The sequence below is a fragment of the Shewanella sp. SW32 genome (assembly GCF_025653365.1).
In the GTDB taxonomy this organism is placed as follows: domain Bacteria; phylum Pseudomonadota; class Gammaproteobacteria; order Enterobacterales; family Shewanellaceae; genus Shewanella; species Shewanella oncorhynchi.
In genome coordinates this window covers 1-19059 of sequence record NZ_JAKKSJ010000024.1, presented here as the reverse complement: position 1 = coordinate 19059, position 19059 = coordinate 1, and the positions used below count along the sequence as shown (strand labels likewise).

Genomic DNA, 19059 nt, shown 5'->3' with positions numbered 1-19059 from the left:
CTTTATTCATGCGTGTAACAATGCAAAATTTATACACTAACAATTTAAACAGTTTGCAGAACACGACCTATGATGTGGCACGTTTGAATCAAATGCTCTCTAAAGGTGTTTCAATACTATCGCCTTCGGATGATCCTATTGGTGTTGTTCGGGTAATGGATAACCAACGCGATTTAGCACTAGTACAGCAATACATTAAAAATATCGATTCCTTAAGTACCAATATGAGCCGATCTGAAACCTATTTATCGAGTATGGTTGAGACGCAGCAGCGGATGAAGGAAATCAGTATCGCCACTAATAGCTCAAATCTCTCGAAAGAAGATAGAGCATCCTATGCTTCTGAAATGGAAGAACTCTTAAAGGGGTTAGTGGATAATATTAACGCCACTGATGAGTCGGGTAATTACCTGTTTTCGGGTAACGCGATTGAGAAAGCTGCGGTAGTTAAGGATGCGGCTGGGCGATACGTCTATCAAGGTGATACTAGCGAGAGAACGGTACAAACGTCTAGCTCTTCATGGACTACGGCTAATGTCACCGCCGAAAAAGTTTTATTCTCCAATGCTGGTCAAGATATTTTGAATCAAGCAATGGACTATATTAACGTATTAAATGATCCAAGCTTATCACCAAGCGATCCTGCTTTTAGTGCGGCCGCGAGTGGAATACAAACAGCGTTAAGTGAAACCTTAGATAGCATAGGTGCAGCTATTACCGATTTCGGTGGCAAGCAAAATAATCTCGCGTTAGTTAAAAGCTCCCATGAAGAAATGGTGTTGTTTAGTAAACAAGTGATAGGTGAAACGCAGGAGCTCGATTATGCCGCTGCCACTGCCGAGTTCAATGTCAAATTAACCGCATTAAAAATTACCCAGCAAACTTTTGTACAGATAAGCCAGCTGTCCCTTTTCAATCATATGTAGGTAATGAGTTAAATGATCAAAGGGATAGGTGAGTCACTTAGTCAGTTACGTCAAAGTCAGACGGTAACGTCTCATTATGTTGCTCCGATATCAGGTGCGCCCCGCAGTGCACCGAAAGCGAGGCCCATACCTAAGCATAGATTGGAAGCCTATGGACGTTGGGCCAAGGTGACTCAAGAGCAACATAATATTAGTGCATCGCAAGTGGTGTTACAGAGCTTGATTTCAGCCAAAAGTATCCTAGGTCAACTAAACAAACAGCTACAAACCTGCTTGTTCAGTAAAAACACAGTTGTTGAAGGTGCATTACATAAAGCGGAAGAGTGTCGAAGACAATTAATCGAGATTAGGCCTTATTACCAAGGAAAGCGTTTACTCGATCATCATTTGAATTTGATTTCAGCATCCCAGCCTGCGGCATTGCATTTTTTTAGGTTCCGACGAGTCGATCTCACATCACCTAAGAACCGCGATGAGCGGATTACGCTTTTTACAGAGAAGCAAACATTGCATTTGCTTTTGCCTGCCAATAAAAATCGCTTAGAGCTACAAGATATCATAGAGCCTGTTTTAGCTTCGATTGGGATAAGTATCGACCGCTTATCGACCAATGACACAGTGTTTACAGCACCGCATGAGACTTGGATGAAGCTCAATGGGGGGATTTTAATGGTCGGCGAAGGGCAAAGGTTGCCCGCGGGTGAGCCGAGGAATATACCATTAGAAGAGAAATTTAGTTGGCAGGATCCCCGTGAATGGAATTTTACGGATACTGAAAAGTTAAAAATGACATTGGCTAAAGTGTCAAAGGTAGATAAAAAAGTCACAGTGCAAATTGATGATATTAAAGCATCCCACCGTTTACTACTGGTGAAGGTTAAGCAATTGACCGCATCTAGTCAGCCCAAATTTGAACTCCAGCATTTGCATAAATTTATGCAACCCTATCCTTTTGCCTATCAAGTAACATCTTTGATGGCGCAGGGAAATACGAACCGCGAACAGGTTAGCGCTCTGCTGCTCTAATTTTTGAAGCGAACCCTAAGTGTGATTATTTAATTTTTGAAAATAAGCTATTTGGCTTCAGTGATGAGCTTTTCATGTCGCCTTAATTAGTTATGCCTGGATTCAGGCCTAACCAAAACAATCGTTATTTTCTGGAGAACTACTATGTTAGGTGTTCATACTAATTACGCTTCAATCGTTGCGCAGGGTGCTGTAAATAAAAGCAATAACCTTTTAACTAATGCTATGGAGCGTTTGTCGACGGGTTTACGTATTAATAGTGCATCTGATGATGCTGCTGGTCTGCAAATTGCTAACCGCATGAGCGCTAACGTAAAAGGTATGGAAACGGCTTCACGCAATATTTCTGATGCGACCTCTATGCTGCAAACCGCTGATGGTGCGTTAGAAGAATTAACGACCATTGCTAATCGCCAGAAAGAATTGGCTACTCAAGCCTCTAACGGCGTTAACTCTGCGGCTGATTTAACGGCATTAAATGATGAGTTCACGCAATTGAACGCCGAAATAACGCGTATTGTAGAAAATACCACTTATGCCGGTAATAAATTATTCGATACTGGTGTATTGACCTCTGGTACGGGCGTGAAATTTCAAATTGGCGCCGGAACAACGGAAACAATGGATGTTAAATTAGGCGCAATTCCTAAAACTGTCGCAGGTACTTTAACAGGTGGTACCGCCAATGCTGCGATTGCCCTTGTGGATACCTTCTTAGCCGCTGTGGGTACTGAGCGTTCTACCTTAGGTGCCAACATTAACCGTCTTGGCCATACTGCCGCTAACTTAGCGAGCGTTACCGAAAACACTAAAGCCGCTGCAGGCCGTATTATGGATGCCGACTTTGCGGTTGAATCTGCCAATATGACCCGCAATCAATTATTAGTTCAAGCAGGTACAACGGTACTGTCTTCAGCTAACCAAAATACGGGTTTAGTGATGGGCTTACTGCGCTAATGTTATTCAGTTAGTCAGTGTTAGTTTTAATGCCAGTAAGCTTAGCTTGCTGGCATTTTTTTATGGTGTGCATGCCATTTCAGTCTAGTTTTTACAGTGCTATACACTCTATTTTTTAAATATCGATTTTAGTTGTGGGCTTGTGTAGTCGCTTTAGTTAGTTATGCCTGAACTCAGGTCTAACCCAAATGCTCGTTATTTAATGGAGAACTACATATGTTAGGTGTTCACACTAATTACGCTTCAATTGTTGCTCAAGGTGCTGTTAACAAAAGCAATAACCTATTGACTAATGCAATGGAGCGTTTATCGACAGGTTTACGTATCAATAGCGCATCTGATGATGCTGCTGGTTTGCAAATTGCTAACCGCATGAGCGCTAACGTTAAAGGTATGGAAACCGCTTCACGTAATATTTCTGATGCGACCTCTATGCTACAAACTGCTGATGGTGCGTTAGAAGAATTAACGACCATTGCTAATCGCCAGAAAGAACTCGCCACTCAAGCGGCAAACGGTGTTAACTCTGCTGATGATTTAACGGCTCTGAATGATGAGTTTACTCAATTAAACACCGAAATTACCCGTATTCTCGATAATACAACTTATGCCGGTAATAACTTATTCACCAAGTTGGAGGCTGGTGTTACCTTCCAAATTGGTGCCGGAACGGGTGAAAAATTGGTTGTTACAACAACAGCCATAGATGATGCTGCGCTGGCGGCTGGTGATTTAACTACTGGCGCGAATGCGGCAATTGCCCTTGTTGATACTTTCATCGCAGCAGTCGGTACAGAACGTTCTACACTAGGCGCCAACATTAACCGTCTTGGACATACTGCAGCTAACCTTGCCAGTGTGACTGAAAATACCAAAGCTGCCGCTGGACGTATTATGGATGCCGATTTCGCGGTTGAATCTGCCAATATGACCCGCAATCAATTATTAGTTCAAGCGGGTACAACGGTACTGTCTTCTGCTAACCAAAATACAGGTTTAGTGATGGGGCTACTGCGTTAATTACGCCGAGTTGAGTTAGTTTTAAGTGCCAGTAAGCTTAGCTTGCTGGCATTTTTTATGGCGTTTTGTGGATGCCATTTAAGTCTGTTTTTATAGAGGTGATCCCATCTATTTTTAAATAAGTTTTAGTTTTGCGCTGTTGCTGTCGCCTTACTTAGTTATGGAGCTATACCGGGATTCAGGCATAGCCAAGATAACTGTTTTTTCTAGGAGAGCTGATATGTTAGGTGTTCACACTAATTACGCGTCAATTGTTGCACAAGGTGCTGTTAATAAAAGTAATAATCTATTAACTAATGCTATGGAGCGTCTGTCGACGGGTTTACGTATCAATAGCGCATCTGATGATGCAGCGGGTTTGCAAATTGCTAACCGCATGAGCGCTAACGTAAAGGGCATGGAAACGGCTTCACGCAATATTTCTGATGCGACCTCTATGCTGCAAACCGCTGATGGTGCGTTAGAAGAATTAACGACTATTGCTAACCGCCAGAAAGAATTGGCGACTCAAGCATCAAACGGCGTTAACTCTACAGCAGATTTAAAAGCGTTGGATGATGAGTTTAAGCAATTAAATGCAGAAATTACCCGTATTGTAGAAAATACAACCTATGCGGGTAATAACTTATTTAAAGATGCTACTGATGGTGTGCTCGTCAAAGGTGTGACCTTTCAGATTGGCTCGGATGGAGCAGAGCAAATGTCAGTTACCTTAGGTGCTATTGATAAGACAGTTACTGGTGATTTGTTGACTTCTGCAGCCGCCAATACGGCTATCGGGGCTGTTGATACCTTCTTGGCTAAAGTGGGGACAGAACGTTCAACCTTAGGTGCCAACATTAACCGTCTTGGCCATACTGCGGCTAACCTTGCCAGCGTAACTGAAAATACTAAAGCCGCTGCCGGCCGTATTATGGATGCCGATTTCGCGGTTGAATCTGCCAATATGACACGTAATCAATTATTAGTTCAGGCGGGTACAACGGTACTATCTTCAGCTAATCAGAACACGGGTTTAGTCATGGGTCTATTGCGTTAATGTTATTGGGCAAGTGATGTCATTGGTCACGGCTAAAATGCCAGTTAGTTGCGCTGACTGGCATTTTTATTTTAGCCACGGTTTATGTATTGGTCGGTAGTCGCTAAACCCGAGATTGAAACCTATAAGGTTCATGTTTTAGTGGGTAATTTTCGATAACACAAAGTGGAAGATGGTTTTCCTGTTTAAGTGTCCATGCGGAAGTATTTAGCTGTGTTTGGGCCAGTTAATTATTTAAATTTCTTTAAAAACAGTAACTTGTTTTTGGCATGCGTTTTGCTCTAGAACGAGTGGAGGTAGTCATGATTTCAGGTATGAATGCAGCACAATTTGCTCAGCAACTGATTGGCGCAGACCGCGCAGGTAAAGATACGCTTTACAAAGGCAAGCTAACTGCCAGCAAAACACAGTTAGATGCCTATACATTGCTCGAAAATAATATGAAGAAGATGGCCACTAAGCTGAGTGAAATGGGTGGCGATGCAGCTAAAGGCAAAATTGCTACGGTTACGGGCGAGAATGCGACCGCGACAGTTAAATCTGATGCGCCTAAGGGTAACTATGATTTGAGTGTGCATAAACTTGCGCAAGCGCATCAACTGACTAAAGCCTATTCCTCTGAAAGTGAATTGTTGCCAACGTCGGGCATTATCAGTATTCAAGTCGGTAGTGATCCGACTAAGCGTATGGAAATTGATTTGGCAACGGTTAATGGCGGTGCGGCTATTTCTGTGTCTCAGTTACGCGATGTGATCAATAAACAAGTGGGTAATCCTGGTGTACAAGCGTCATTAGTGCGCACAGGTAACCAAATCGAATTTATGCTGTCTTCAAAGGAATCGGGTGTCGCGAATCAAGTGAAGGTAGAGTTTAACGGTGCCGATTGGGGCATGACAGAACGTCGTGCAGCACAAGATGCGGAACTCACATTAAACGGTATCAGTATTACCAGCAGTAGTAACTATCTAGAAAATGTTGTTGATGGTGTCAGCCTCGAATTAGTCAAGGTGCATGCGGCTGGTGAAAGCAGCATGATTAAAGTCACAGACGATTTTGAAGCGAATAAGAAAGCGGTTAAGGATTTTGTCGATTCATTTAATTCTTTAATGACGCAAATTAATCAATTAACTCGTTCTATGGGCGTTAAGACCTCTGACTCTGGCTCTTCCGATAAAGATAAGGAAGACAAAACCACTGCAGTGAGTGAAGCGCAAATTGGTGTGTTGAAGGGGGATACCTCTATTCGCCTTCTCCAGTCTAAATTACGTGATTCTGTATTTGCAACGGCTGCTAATGGCATGCGTTTGTCTGATATCGGGATTGAGATTGGACGAGACGGAAAACTGAAAATTGATGATGCTAAGCTGACCGATAGCTTTAAAAGTGATCCAGAAAAAGTACAAGCCATGTTTACTGGTCCTGACAGTTATATCAAAAGCATAGAAAAGACCCTAAAACCTTTTACACAGTTCAATGGCTATATCGATCAAAAGCAGGAAGCGCTAAATAAGCAGATTAAAAGTGTGAATGACAGTATGGCGCGCCATGATTATCAAATGAATCAAAAGTATCAGATTTATTTAACCCAGTTTACGGCAATGGAATCCACCATTAATCAGTTTAATTCCGCAAGTCAGTTGTTTTCATAGGAAGCAGTAAAAAATGTTAAATGAGTACGATCCATTTAATGCCTACAAGCAAACCGCTTTAGATGCACAAGTAGCGGCAGCAACAACCCATGACATGGTGCGTATGTTACTTGATGGTTTATTGGAAGAACTAGAGCGGACCGCTGGCCATATGGAATACCAAAGGTTTGAGGCGAAAGGAATGAGTATCCATAAGTGCCTTAATATCGTGCATGGCTTGGACTCTATGCTTGACCTTGAAAATGGTGGTGAGGTTGCCGTGAGCTTACATCGTCTCTATGACTTTTGTAGCCGTCAGCTTGTCAGCGCCAGTGTCGAAAACAGTGCTGAAGCGCTAGTTCCAGTGACTCAGGTGATTACTAATGTCAGAGAAGGATGGACAAATCTCAATTAAGCAGTGGGCGCGTTTTGCGAATGCTTTACGCCAATATGCAGATGCTCAGGATTGGGAAAGCGTCCGAAAAGTGAACATCGCTTTGATCAAAGCACTGCAACAGGCTGGTGAGGCTCATGATATTGAGCAGAAATTGGCACGTGCAGAATTAAAGCGGGTTCATTCCCAAGTGCTACAAGAGTTGATCTTGGCTCGTGATGAATTAGCCGCTGAAATGGGTCGCTTTAAGGCGCAACAACCAGGTTTAGCCGCCTATCAATTAACACAAGTAAGTGGAGCTTTGGATGATCTCTGATCTTCTTTCAACTCGTCCTGTTGGCACAAATACCAGCTTGACGACTAAAGTGGCAAGTGCAGTTGATCAAGATAAATCAGAGTCATTTACCTTATTGGGGTTGCCAGTCGGATTGTCTGCAGCGCCTCTCCCGTTAGAGGGAGCTCAGTGGACTCAGAATGCCGAACATACTTTAGAAAGAGATGCTGATACTTTTTCAAATCAATATGTTAATAGTAGTTTCATTGATTCGGCTCCTTTTGCGTCTATAGTTCCTGCTGCACAGGGATTGTCTCCGTCACTGTTAAATACTGAGATTAACTCAGTGCCTATTATTCAAGATGGCTTAGCCGCCACGCCTCAGGCTAGTCTCGTTTCACCGACTGCTGTCGCGCCGTTTGTTCCTGTGATTTTTCCCGTAGAAACGGTTAAAGCGGATCCGATAGGTCGAACTCCTGCGTCTTTAATTGGGCTCTCAGCCACAGATCAAAGAGGAATCCTATTTAGCTCAGGGATGACCTCATCTATGGATCTAACAGGAAGTCGTACTCAGCCTGTGGGCATGAGTGGCGAATCCTTGAAAATGAGCGGCGTATTTACGCAGGATTCAACGCTGGCAACTTTCTCTGGGGATTTTGAGCATTTGAAATCTGACTCGTCAGTGTTTCAGCGTGTGTTGGCAGAACTTAGGGGGCACGAAGCTAAAGATATTAATGCGATAGGATCTCAGCAGGTTGCGGGTACGCAGGCTGCAAGTGCTACTCAATGGGGCCCCGTATCTCTCACTCCCATGGCTTCTTTAGCGCAGCACTCTCAGGAGATCCTTACTCCCTTAAGAGAGCATCTTCGTTTCCAAGTCGATCAACATATTAAGAAAGCCGAATTAAGGTTAGATCCGCCAGAACTCGGCAAGATTGAGCTCAATATTCGTTTAGAGGGCGATCGTTTACAGGTGCAAATGCATGCAGTAAATCCGGCAATTCGAGATGCATTACTCAATGGTTTGGATCGTTTGAGAGTGGATTTAGCAATGGATCATGGCGGTCAAATTGATGTCGATATTGGCCAAGGAGAATCGCAACAGCATCAACAGGAAACTGCATTATTCTCCTCATCGATAGCGGCTGAAACTGCAACGGACAATGTAGCCTATGTGATGACGAGAGAGAAATCTCAATTAGATTTATTGGCTTAAGTGCCGGAGTCGTTTAATGGCAATTTTAAAATCTCGTTTAGTAAAGATTATTTTAGCGTTACTTGTGCTCATTAGTTCGACCGCAGGTGCATTTTGGATTGGAACAAGTAGTGGAGATTGGAAGCTAGCAGAGCTTTTTGCATCGGAACCCGAAGTCGAACCTGTACCTGTGGCAAAGTTTTATCCATTAGAAAAGTTTGTAATATCGATTCCAGGGGATAAATACCCCCATTACATGCTGCTTGAAATGTCATTAAAAAGCCATAATCCCAATATGAAAACGGTTTTGCTAGAGTCTGACCCACTCATACGTAACGCTATGATGAAGATGTTTTCACGTAAAACATTTGAGCAGTTGAATCATTTAGACCAGCTCGACAGCTTACAATCAGAGGCGCTGATATTGATGGTAAAAGTGCTGTCTGATAATAAATTACCGTCGGATATTGATGAAGTGCTCTTTACTCGCATGGTGATCCAGTAAGAGGCCCTATCATGACAACAGCGGGCCAACTTGCATATCAACAAACCTGTGACTATCCGGTCGAAGAGCGCCAATCTGAACAGCAGATTATTCGGCAATATCTGCCATTAATTAAACGTATCGTGTCGCAGATGCGCAGTCACTGCGGCGTGATGTTATCCCTCGAGGATATGGAGCAAATTGGCATGATGGCCTTGCTTGAGTCATCACGTCGGTATCCTGGCGAGCTGGATAACGGATTTATTTCCTTCGCGGGGCAACGCATTCGCGGTGCCATACTCGACGAGTTGAGGCGGCAGGATTGGCGCCCTAGACCTGTTCGACAACAGGCCCATGAGCTTAATGACGTGGTGAGACGCTTGAGTCGAGAGATGGGGCGTGAACCAAGCGATCTCGAAGTGGCCAGTGCGCTTGGGCTGAGCGCGGAGGATTATCGGGAACGTTTATACTCGACGCAAGCAGAGTCGATGAAAAGCTTAGATGAGTTGCTATTGGGCGGTGATCATCCAGTAGACAGAAGTAATGATGTTGAGCGGTTAATGCTGAAGCAAACTTTGATCAAAGTTATTTCAAAATTAAATGAAAGAGAACAGCTAATTCTGTCGCTTTACTATCATCATGAGCTGAATTTAAAAGAGATAGCTATGGCATTGGGATTGACTGAAACGCGTATTTGCCAGCTGCATAAATCAGCTATTTCACAGTTAAAAACAATATTGCAGCGCTAAAGTTTAAAAGTGAGAAGATCGTAATGAGTAAACTAGTTGGGCTGTTAATCATTTTAGCTTCTGTGTTTGGTGGATATGTTTGGGCGGGTGGGGCTTTGTCTGCATTGTGGCAGCCTGCTGAAATTTTAATCATTATGGGGGCCGGAGTTGGAGCGCTCATTATTGCTAACCCACAATCAGTATTAAAAGAAATGCTTGAGCAGTTAAAAGAATTATTTAATAAGGGCAAGGAAGATCCTGAATTATATCCTCAGTTATTTCCTTTGATGGGCACTTTAATGGCTCAGATCCAATCTCAAGGCTTAAAAGTGCTCGATGAACATTTAGAAAATCCTCATCAGAGCTCTATTTTTCTAATGTACCCAGCCGTGCTTAATCACCCAAATGTTTTACAGTTTTTAATTGATAACTTACGAGTGCAGTCTATTGGGAAAATATCTCCCCATGACTTAGAGCATATCCTAGAAGAAGAGATTCATCGAATAGAAGAGGACAGATTACGACCATCGGAAGCTTTTAGTAAGGTGGGAGAGGCTATGCCTGGCTTTGGTATTTTAGCTGCTGTTCTCGGTATTATCATTACTATGTCTAATATTGATGGCCCAATTACTATGATTGGTGTCAAAGTTGCCGCGGCATTAGTCGGTACATTTATTGGTATTTTCGCGTGTTATTGTTTCTTTGACCCAATGTCAAAGGCATTAGAACATCTGGTTGATCGTAAATCGGCACAGCTTCGGTGCATAGCCGCTATTTTAGTGACCTTTTCAAAAGGTAAACCACCAATGATGGCTATTGATGCGGGACGGAAACAAATACAAAGTGAAAATCGTCCTTCATTTATCGAGTTAGAACGTTGGATGGAAGGGCAGAGAAGCTAATGCTCCATAAAAATGAGCCGATTATTATCAAGCGGCGAAAGCGAGGAAAGCGTAATCATGGGCATGGTGGTGCGTGGAAAGTCGCTTTTGCCGATTTCACGCTTGCTATGATGGCGCTCTTTATGGTGCTGTGGATCATGCAAATCGCTGATCAAAAAGAGCGAACCATGATAGTGCAGTATTTACGTGGAGATATGAATCCCACTGGTCCAATGAATCCATTTGAGCTAAGTCAGTCATCTTCAATTATTGATTTAGAAGGCAATATGTCTATTGGCCCTCCAATCATACCTTCCAATTCTATGCCTAGAGGTTCGGAGTCAGAAGGATTAGAGGAAGGTGCGCTCATCCCTGGGCAATTTGATACTCAGGCGCAATTAACTGTGCTCGCCAGAGAATTGAATCGAGTCGTTCAAAGCTCAAGTATGGCTGAAAATATTACCGTGACGATTGTGCCTCAAGGCATACGCATCTTAATTCACGATAATGTGAATCAATTTATGTTTACGCGGGGCAGTGCACAGATGCAGCCCTATTTTGAAGAATTACTTTTATCTTTAGGGCCTATTTTAAAAAATATAACTAATAGCATGGTTATTTCTGGTCATACGGATTCAACGCCTTATGCGGGCAGTTTATTTACTAATTGGGAATTATCGAGTGAAAGAGCACTATTAGCACGAAGAGTGCTTGAGCGTGGCGGGGTTAAACGCGATCAGGTTATTCAGGTGACGGGTATGGCTGATCAGGTTCCTTACATCACTTCGGATACTGCTGCGGCGGCTAATCGTCGGATTGAGGCGCTTATTTTAACCTCCTCTGCTGAACAGTTATTAAGAGGCATGATTGGCGCTCCGATCGATACAGTCCCAAGTGGCGTTACAATCAACGAAATTAAGCGCCAAGCAAACACTCGCTAGTGTTAATACCTGCTCTCATTTGTTAGGGATGACTATGAATCTGTATGAAGAGTTTGTACATTCTGAGGATGAAGTTGAAGCGACCCCTGAGTATCAGATTATTGAATTTGATAATCGTCGAACTCATCAAAGATTTAGCCTGAGACGAAATAAAAGAGCGCCACTCGCATTTGCATGCGATGGCCTGACAGTAAATTTATCAACAACTTGCTGGTTTGTTATTACACCGATTGGAACTGCAAATATAAAAGATATTAGCATTGGCGGTGTTGGGATTTTGTGCAATGAACCACTATCAGTAGGGAGGAGATTCTATATTGAACTTGAGCAAACACGAGTCTTATGTGAGGTAACTCGAGAACACACGATTAAAGGTCGATTGAAGTTCTTAGGCGCTCGCTGGATTTATCGTGATAAAGCTGAAGTCCAGAACTTGATTGATGCAATTAGACTACGGGCGAAAATATAGGATATGCAATGGCTGCATCTTTTCATCGAAACGGCTCGGATAAATTACAGAAGGTCTTTCTGTATCTTATTCTGCTGAATTGGCTATTGCTTATTATTGTTGCACTCAATATGAATACATTACGCTTTAGCCATGGTGTTATGATTTCAATTATGATTTTTATCTATAATTATTTTCTGGCTCATTTATGTTTTATTCGTGCTGCCAGAGCGCAAGATGCTTATCTCATTTACCCAGTGGTTATTGGTGCACTCAGCTCTTTTTTCCTCGTTGTTTATTTCTTCTTTTTACTCTAAATTCCCTACCTATAAAAATGAGTTGCTACTCATTGTTATAGGCTTTTGTTGAGCATTCTTGCATCTAGCTCACATGCTTTTGGGGTCGCTCGCTTGGGAGCGATAACTTGGCCTTGTTTAGTTTATTCGTACAACTGGGTAGGTTTTGCCCGCGGTAATTGCGACAAGCCCAAAAGGGGCCGAATCGACCATCCTTTAACTGCATATCGCCACCACAGAGGCTACAAAGTGGCGCTATATGGCCACAGTTCTCATTCAAACATACCTTAAAGCCAGCAAAGCGTGTTCGGGTCATTGGGCTAGCACAGAGCTCACAACCTTCTTCCTTGTGATCGCAAAGGGGAAAATGTGAGCAGGAATAAAACGATTTAAATTTTCCCGTTCTAGGCTTAAGCGTTCCCGTGCTACAACGCACGCATTTTATGTCTTCAAATAACCTTTGTACTAAAGAGGTGCTGAACTCATCTTGTTCAATTGCGTAGCCTTTTGTAAGCATTTCGGTGACGAATGGGCTCACGTCTGTCATATCGGCAATCACATAGGCGCGGTGTTTTGCCCGCGTTAACGCGACATAAAACAGTCGACGTTCTTCTGCAAATTCAAACGCTTCCGTTTTTGGTAAAAATGCATCTAGTATCGGAGGAGTGACTTTCATTGAAGGGAAGCCATGCATTCCCGTCTTCATCCCCATGATCACCACATAATCGGCTTCTTTCCCTTTAGAAGCATGAAAAGATTGGCATTCAATTTTCAAGTTAGGGTACTTAGCCTTGAGTTGGTTTACTTGGGTTTTATCGGGTAGCTGAAACCAAAAACGTGCCAGTAAATAGACGCTTGCTACGCTGTTAAGTTTGTCACTTCTAGCGCTTATCCTTGCACTAATGGCCGTTAATGCTTGTTCCAGTGCATTTGGGCTTGGTTCATTTAGGTTTGACTGCTCGTTTTCTCCGCGGCGTAATATTGAGACTGCAGGGTAGGCGACCTGCATGAGGGAGCGAATGTCCTTCCTCAATTGCGTGGGATTCTGGGTGACAAACTGAGTGGCAACTTGCTCAATACTACTGTTAAACCTAAAAGTCAGATCCAAATAGCTTTGGGCTGTTGGGCCAAAATATTGGCTAAATTGCGTGGTTAAACTTACATCTGCACCGCTAAAACGGTAAATTGCCTGCCAGTCATCCCCGACACAAAATAAAGACGCCAGCGCTTTAGAATGAGGGGCACAGGAATCCCTCAAGGCACGCACTAAGCGGGCACGTGGTTCTGAAATATCTTGGAACTCATCCACCATAATAAAACGCCACGGGCTAATAAATTGCCCGCGTTGTAAATACGTCAACGCTTTGCCTATCATGTCCTCAAAATCAATGTCGCCATTTATTGCTAAATGCTGCTCATAGCGCGTGAGTATAGGCTCAAGCAGTTCGAATGCCTTGCGGGTCTGCTGAGCATCGGCGGCGCGAGCAAATACACCCTCAAGCCCATGTTCATCAAGGCAAGCCGCTTTATACAGCCCTATCAGCTGACTAAACATTTTTGCCAATTCGGTCATGCGGCCAAGTTCATGTAGGGTTGCTAGTATGGCTTCATCGGGTAAGGGCGCATATTGTACTTTAAAGACCTGTAAAGCTTGCTCAAGCTTACTGATTAACAACCCTTTTTTATGTTGGTAATAAAATAGCTCAACACACTTAGTGCCATGCTGTTGATGTAGCTGGCGTTTCCATGCCATCGATTCCAAGTATTTCTGGTTATCGATATAAGGAGCGGTATGCTGGTGTTCATCAATACCATAGTATTCAAGATAAATTTGGTATTCAGGCAGATAGAAATCGGGTTGATACTGACGAAAATCAATACTGCGCACATCATGCTTATACTTAGCTTCATAGACATATTCGATGCCATTGCTAAATAGCCAGTTGGCAATGTAGAGCTCACCAAAGCTTTTGACTCGCTCACCTTTAAGACTGCGAATATCGTTATCATTCAAGTATTGAAAATACTCGCCTTCCATATCGAACTCGAACGGGCTTTTTTCAACATAATAGAAACGGCTGAAATATTCGAAAAGTTGTTTACGGTAAGCCTCATCTTCAATCAAAGTCTCAAGGATATTGTGCACCCACAGCTCTTTGGCTTTGTCATCCTCCGCTAAAGGGGACAAACTCGGTTTTGCTCGCTCAACGTCGGCGATAATTTTTGAGCCTAAACTGTGGAAGGTGCTCGCCTTGATATCATCCGTACCGAGCCTATTTTTAATCCGCTCATCCATCTCGTCAGCCGCTTTACGGCCATAGGCTAATAGCAATATTTCATCGGCTTTTGCTTGACCACTCTTAAGCAAATATCCTGCTCGACCAACCATCACACTGGTCTTTCCTGTGCCTGCGCCTGCCAATAACAAGTTATTGTTATCATCGATAATACAAGCTCGGCGCTGTTTTTCGGTTAAGGGATTAGATTCTACATGCTCAAAATAGTCAGCAAATTTAACGAGCTGAGACTGAATGTAATCTTCACGCAACTGCTTTATATCGGCGCGAGTCCAGCGGTGGATTTGCTTAAGCCTCGCTAACACTGTGTGTAAATGTGCAGACAATGGCAGGTTTTCACACCAAGGGAACCAGCGCTGGTATTCGCGCGCGACTCTGGCTTGTATCATTTCTAAACGTGATTCACGTAAATAAGTGCGTGTCAGTGTCTTATCCACTTTCGCCATTAACTCAGCAACGCGCGGCCCATTGGCATTTGCCCAATACTGTGCGATTTGATTGCTAAATTGATGCTGTGCAAAATAGCTGAGAAAAGGCAGTTGATAGGCTTTGCCTAATACTGTGAAACCGAGTAGATAACCTAGTGGACTTAAGGTAAAAAATGGTGGGAAATCTAGCTGTTGCCAGGTAAAACATTCGTCAGCTTCTACTTTGTTAGTGCTGCGAGAGTGAGCAAAAAAGCCGCCTTTAGTGCGATTAATGCTAATACCACTCGTGGTGAGTTTTACCGCATCAGCTTTGCCAATAAAGAAACGGCCAAACCAACTGTGTTTGATATCTTGTTCAGAGTGAGTCAATGACAATGTAAAACCTACGGCTAAAAAGTTTTAGAATTAACAGACTGATTTTTAAATGCATTATAACTTAAAACCCGATGGCTCGTGTCAAGGTTGTGCTATGGGCTGTATGGATTATTTATTGATTTTGGTCGCTAGAGCAGCTAAGTGCATTGTATTGGTGAATGATATCTTAGTTGGCGTGAGAGGCGTGGCAAACCAAGCATGATGGTGACTGTGTAACTATGTGCATAAGAAGGGCGCGCATTAGAAAGGTTTACATTAGAAAATGGTGTATCAGAAAGCAAAAAAGCCCGAATCTCTTCAGGCCTTTTCTTTTTTCAATACAACAGCTTAATCCTTGCGGATTAATTCATGCCGTATTAATTAAGTTGGTGTTTTTCTCTGTTCGCAACTGGTTGCTGCTGATTATTAACATATTGATATTATTGATGGTTGTGTTATTTTTTGTTTGTTTATGTTCTATTCTGTTTGCCCTTATACTAAGATATGTGTGTAACTCGGTGTGTAACTCAGAGGTGGGTGTGGCAACTAAGAAACTTAGTGATAGAGGGCTAAAGGCACTGCTTTCTACATTTCATGATAAACCTAAGTCATACAGCGATGGAGATGGGTTGAGCATTCGTGTCTCTCCGTCAAAAACATCTTCTGTCAATAATTTACAGTGGCAGTTTCGCTATAGATTAGGTGGAAGGGAATCAAATCCATTGACCCTAGTCTTAGGGAGATATCCCGATTTGACTTTGGCAGCAGCAAGAAAAGATCGAGAACAATGCAGAAAGTGGCTTGCTGAAGGAAAAGATCCTAAAAATGAACGTAATCTAGAGCGCCAAGAGAGTTTGAAACCACTAACGGTTGAAGATGCGCTTTTACTATGGATTAATAACTACGCGGAAAAGAATCGGAAAAACTCAAAAACACATCTGCAACAATTTAACAAATGGATTATTCCTAATGTTGGCCAACTTCCGCTATCTCAGATAACTAAACATAACTGGATTAACTGTTTTGAAGCTAGAGCAAAAGTATATGGCGTAGCAGCTGGATATGTTTTGAGAAACGTCCAACAGGCATTGAAGTATGCTAGAAAAAGAGGGCACGAGGTCAATATTGACATTTTTGAAATCGATTTTGAAAGTATCGGCGCGCGTGCGCAGTCTAAGAGGTCTAGGCGCCTAGTGAGTGATACTGGTTCAAAAGAACTAGTAGATCTGTTGTGCTGGCTAGAGGACGGGAAGTTACTGCCATACTATAAAGAGTTAATAACGTGTCTACTTATATTTGGTTGCCGAACTCAAGAAATTAGATTGTCTAGAATCAGCGAATGGGACTTTGAAAGAATGATTTGGACAGTCCCTCCTGAGAACAATAAAAATCGAATCAAAGACCAGCAAAATGGTTTGAGTGGTGAGATATTGCGACCTATTCCTGAGAGGCTCAAGCCATGGCTTATGGAGTTAGTATCGAATAGTCGAAATGGCTTTATGCTTGGTGAATTAAAGACTGATACTGCAGTGAGTCAATGGGGTGGGGGGATTTATCGAAAACTTGGCCACGAGAAGCAATGGGGATTACATGACCTACGACGTACCGTAGCCACTGGAATGAATGATTTGGGAGTGGCCCCTCATATTGTTGAATTGATGCTAGGGCACACAATACAAGGTGTTGGAGGCATTTATAATCGAAGTCAAAGATTACCCGAAAAGCTCCAAGCCCTCGAGTTGTGGTTAGACAGGTTGGAACTTTTACGTTCAGACTCAAGTAATGTTGTCATGTTAAAGCAAGCCAGAACAAAAGGTTTTTAATGAAAATCCCCTTGAAAGTTAAAATGAACCGTGTTGATGATATAAAGAGAATACTGTTACCAGAAATGGTGTCAGAGATGTTGAAATTGGTCGACGACACCTTTTCTGAAGAAGAACAAAATCAATTGTACCTTATCAAAGGTAGTGACGCTCCGGGGATTGGGATTATTAAGTTAGTAGGAACCAGGGCCAATGAAGTGAGGTCAAGTGGCAATGAGCTCTATGCCGAGAGGGCATCTAAACATCAACCCTCGCAACTAGGGTTAGTCATCGACAACACAAACATTTTTATGAGGCAAGCGGAGACCTTACATCATCAGTTAACTGCAGTTATAAAAGAAGGTGGTGCAGAGGCGTTAAAGCAGGTAGATATAATTATTGAGACAGTCTTTCATATTGGCTACTACGCAGGTAGCAATGATTCATTAGCCATAACTGACCGATATACCAATGCTGGTTACACGACTAAAGTCACTCAACCGCAAAGAGGTGGTCAGTCAAAAGCTAAAGCCATTGACCCTGTCAAACAATTAGTTTGCGAAATGGCTAATCATATATATCAAAATCAATCATTGTCTAATACACCTAAATTAATGTTGGGAGGAGCTATTTATAGCTTATTAAGGGAGTTCTCCCAAAAAGGAGACAACAAAAACATCCCATCATTAATTAAATTTGTCAGTAGATCTCCCGAGCACGCGACTATCAATTCATGGCTTAAAGGTATTAAGAAGCCTAACAATCTTCTGCAACCACCGAAACCGAGTCTTTCTGCAGTACAGCAGGCTTTAAATGCAGCTTACACAATGCAAAAGATTAAAAGTGCGCTAAAGTGCAATATTTAATAAAAACAATGTATTAGTGCCGTTAAAAAGAGGTCCTGCTCAGTAGGACCTCTTTTTTTGCCAATTATTTTCTCCCACAATCACTCCCGAACAGACTTAAACGGGAGTGAGCATGAACTTATTAAATCAACCATCTACAGACCGCATCGTTCGTGAAGCGGAACGCAAATCAATCACCTCAATTTCACGTACTACTGCATGGTCACTTGAGCGTAGAGGCCTTTTCCCTAAACGCAGGCAGCTCTATCCACAGAGTACTTCTGTTGGCTGGCTTTTATCTGAATTAACCGAATGGGTCGGATCACGCCAAGCCGTTAATTAGGGAGGTTTAAAATGCAAAATACGCATCTAGCAATGTATCTAGAACAAAACCGCTTAGTTCAAAAACCTGAAATTCAAAAACTGTTGGGAGTTAGCCGCTCCACACTAGGCAGAAGAATTAAGTCAGGGCAATTCCCACCACCCGCCTTAATTCAAAATGGACGTTCATGCTGGCGCTTTAAAGATCTTCATGAATGGCTATCACACAGATAAATGAAATAGCAGGTTTAGGCCTGCTTTTTTTATCAATGCGGCTGACACACTTTGAAGCAATAACAATACAGAGAATAACCCCCTAAAAAGCCTTCAACCTCAGACGAACAGTGAAACCAGAGCCTGAAAAGTAGCTAAGTTAGGCGGATATTAAAGAATATATCGCCGCCTAACGAACTAGATGTCAAACAGAAGAACATTACAATGACCAATAAAATCTATCAAACTCTATTCAATAAACCTAAAGTAAAGCGGCTTAAACAAGCTTTTTGTATCAATGAACATAACTCACTTTGTAGTGGTCAAGTAAAATTGGCCACGATTTTAGAGTCATTCCAATATAAACGTTCTGACTCATTTGGCGTTAACCCACCATTATATTGATGGGGTCTGGTCTCACTGTAATATCCAGTGATGTAATTTGTGATCTCTTTATCTGCTTCTGTAAAATTCCCATAACCATTGGCGGGTATCCACTCAGATTTCAAACTTCTAAAGAAACGCTCCATTGGTGCGTTATCCCAACAATTCCCGCGACGAC

At 42.6% G+C, this 19059-nt stretch carries 21 protein-coding genes; 19 read left to right on the top strand and 2 right to left on the bottom strand.

Annotated features, from left to right (window positions below):
- Positions 1-8: 8 nt before the first annotated feature.
- The 15 genes from flgL (at position 9) to L5M28_RS14945 (ending at position 12258) form a co-directional block, all read left to right on the top strand.
- Positions 9-926: a flagellar hook-associated protein FlgL gene (gene flgL, locus L5M28_RS15015; protein ID WP_263197064.1), complete on the top strand. Its 918-nt coding sequence runs from the start codon at positions 9-11 to the stop codon at positions 924-926.
- Between the two features lie 12 nt (positions 927-938).
- Positions 939-1952 (top strand): hypothetical protein, encoded by a 1014-nt coding sequence (locus tag L5M28_RS15010; protein WP_263197063.1) that lies wholly within the window; start codon positions 939-941, stop codon positions 1950-1952.
- 144 nt (positions 1953-2096) lie between these two features.
- Positions 2097-2909, top strand: a complete 813-nt coding sequence (locus L5M28_RS15005; RefSeq protein ID WP_006083386.1) for a flagellin — start codon at positions 2097-2099, stop codon at positions 2907-2909.
- Between the two features lie 216 nt (positions 2910-3125).
- The gene (locus L5M28_RS15000) at positions 3126-3929 is read left to right on the top strand and encodes a flagellin (RefSeq protein WP_113940815.1); all 804 of its coding nucleotides are present in this window, start codon (positions 3126-3128) and stop codon (positions 3927-3929) included.
- A 220-nt stretch (positions 3930-4149) separates the two neighbouring features.
- A complete protein-coding gene (locus tag L5M28_RS14995) occupies positions 4150-4968 on the top strand; it encodes a flagellin (RefSeq protein WP_113940814.1) in 819 nt (272 codons plus the stop codon).
- A 302-nt stretch (positions 4969-5270) separates the two neighbouring features.
- The gene (gene fliD, locus L5M28_RS14990) at positions 5271-6617 is read left to right on the top strand and encodes a flagellar filament capping protein FliD (RefSeq protein ID WP_113940813.1); all 1347 of its coding nucleotides are present in this window, start codon (positions 5271-5273) and stop codon (positions 6615-6617) included.
- A gap of 13 nt (positions 6618-6630) precedes the next feature.
- Positions 6631-7011 carry a flagellar export chaperone FliS gene (gene fliS, locus L5M28_RS14985; protein WP_113940812.1) on the top strand — a complete coding sequence of 127 codons (381 nt, stop codon included), beginning with the start codon at positions 6631-6633 and terminating at the stop codon, positions 7009-7011.
- Positions 6980-7306: a hypothetical protein gene (locus tag L5M28_RS14980; RefSeq protein WP_113940811.1), complete on the top strand. Its 327-nt coding sequence runs from the start codon at positions 6980-6982 to the stop codon at positions 7304-7306. The genes fliS and L5M28_RS14980 overlap by 32 nt, the downstream gene beginning before the upstream one ends.
- Positions 7296-8480 carry a flagellar hook-length control protein FliK gene (locus L5M28_RS14975; RefSeq protein WP_263203757.1) on the top strand — a complete coding sequence of 395 codons (1185 nt, stop codon included), beginning with the start codon at positions 7296-7298 and terminating at the stop codon, positions 8478-8480. The genes L5M28_RS14980 and L5M28_RS14975 overlap by 11 nt, the downstream gene beginning before the upstream one ends.
- Before the next feature lie 16 nt (positions 8481-8496).
- Complete coding sequence (gene fliL / locus L5M28_RS14970; protein ID WP_006083378.1) at positions 8497-8964, top strand: flagellar basal body-associated protein FliL; 468 nt, start codon at positions 8497-8499, stop codon at positions 8962-8964.
- 11 nt (positions 8965-8975) lie between these two features.
- Positions 8976-9692 carry an RNA polymerase sigma factor FliA gene (locus tag L5M28_RS14965; RefSeq protein WP_263203755.1) on the top strand — a complete coding sequence of 239 codons (717 nt, stop codon included), beginning with the start codon at positions 8976-8978 and terminating at the stop codon, positions 9690-9692.
- Between the two features lie 23 nt (positions 9693-9715).
- Positions 9716-10573: a flagellar motor stator protein MotA gene (gene motA / locus L5M28_RS14960; protein WP_113940807.1), complete on the top strand. Its 858-nt coding sequence runs from the start codon at positions 9716-9718 to the stop codon at positions 10571-10573.
- Complete coding sequence (locus tag L5M28_RS14955; RefSeq protein WP_263203754.1) at positions 10573-11493, top strand: flagellar motor protein MotB; 921 nt, start codon at positions 10573-10575, stop codon at positions 11491-11493. Before motA ends, L5M28_RS14955 begins: the two co-directional genes overlap by 1 nt.
- A gap of 34 nt (positions 11494-11527) precedes the next feature.
- The gene (locus tag L5M28_RS14950) at positions 11528-11962 is read left to right on the top strand and encodes a pilus assembly protein PilZ (protein WP_263198582.1); all 435 of its coding nucleotides are present in this window, start codon (positions 11528-11530) and stop codon (positions 11960-11962) included.
- An 8-nt stretch (positions 11963-11970) separates the two neighbouring features.
- On the top strand, positions 11971-12258 hold the full coding sequence (locus tag L5M28_RS14945) for a hypothetical protein (protein WP_113940804.1): 288 nt from the start codon (positions 11971-11973) through the stop codon (positions 12256-12258).
- 64 nt (positions 12259-12322) lie between these two features.
- Here L5M28_RS14945 and L5M28_RS14940 read toward each other — a convergent pair whose 3' ends face one another.
- Entirely contained in the window at positions 12323-15337 is a 3015-nt protein-coding gene (locus tag L5M28_RS14940) for a UvrD-helicase domain-containing protein (RefSeq protein ID WP_263198580.1), read from the bottom strand.
- Between the two features lie 518 nt (positions 15338-15855).
- On the opposite strand from L5M28_RS14940, the gene L5M28_RS14935 reads away from it, so the two are divergent.
- The 4 genes from L5M28_RS14935 (at position 15856) to L5M28_RS14920 (ending at position 18518) form a co-directional block, all read left to right on the top strand.
- Positions 15856-17139, top strand: coding sequence for a tyrosine-type recombinase/integrase (locus L5M28_RS14935; RefSeq protein ID WP_263203751.1), 1284 nt, complete (start codon positions 15856-15858; stop codon positions 17137-17139).
- Entirely contained in the window at positions 17139-17984 is an 846-nt protein-coding gene (locus L5M28_RS14930; protein WP_263203750.1) for a hypothetical protein, read from the top strand. Before L5M28_RS14935 ends, L5M28_RS14930 begins: the two co-directional genes overlap by 1 nt.
- A gap of 112 nt (positions 17985-18096) precedes the next feature.
- Positions 18097-18306, top strand: coding sequence for a helix-turn-helix transcriptional regulator (locus L5M28_RS14925; RefSeq protein WP_263203748.1), 210 nt, complete (start codon positions 18097-18099; stop codon positions 18304-18306).
- Between the two features lie 11 nt (positions 18307-18317).
- A complete protein-coding gene (locus L5M28_RS14920) occupies positions 18318-18518 on the top strand; it encodes a helix-turn-helix transcriptional regulator (protein ID WP_263203746.1) in 201 nt (66 codons plus the stop codon).
- A 302-nt stretch (positions 18519-18820) separates the two neighbouring features.
- Here the strand turns inward: L5M28_RS14920 and L5M28_RS14915 are convergent.
- Positions 18821-19059 (bottom strand): integrase core domain-containing protein (locus tag L5M28_RS14915; protein ID WP_263148774.1); only part of this gene is annotated, 239 nt, incomplete at its 5' end.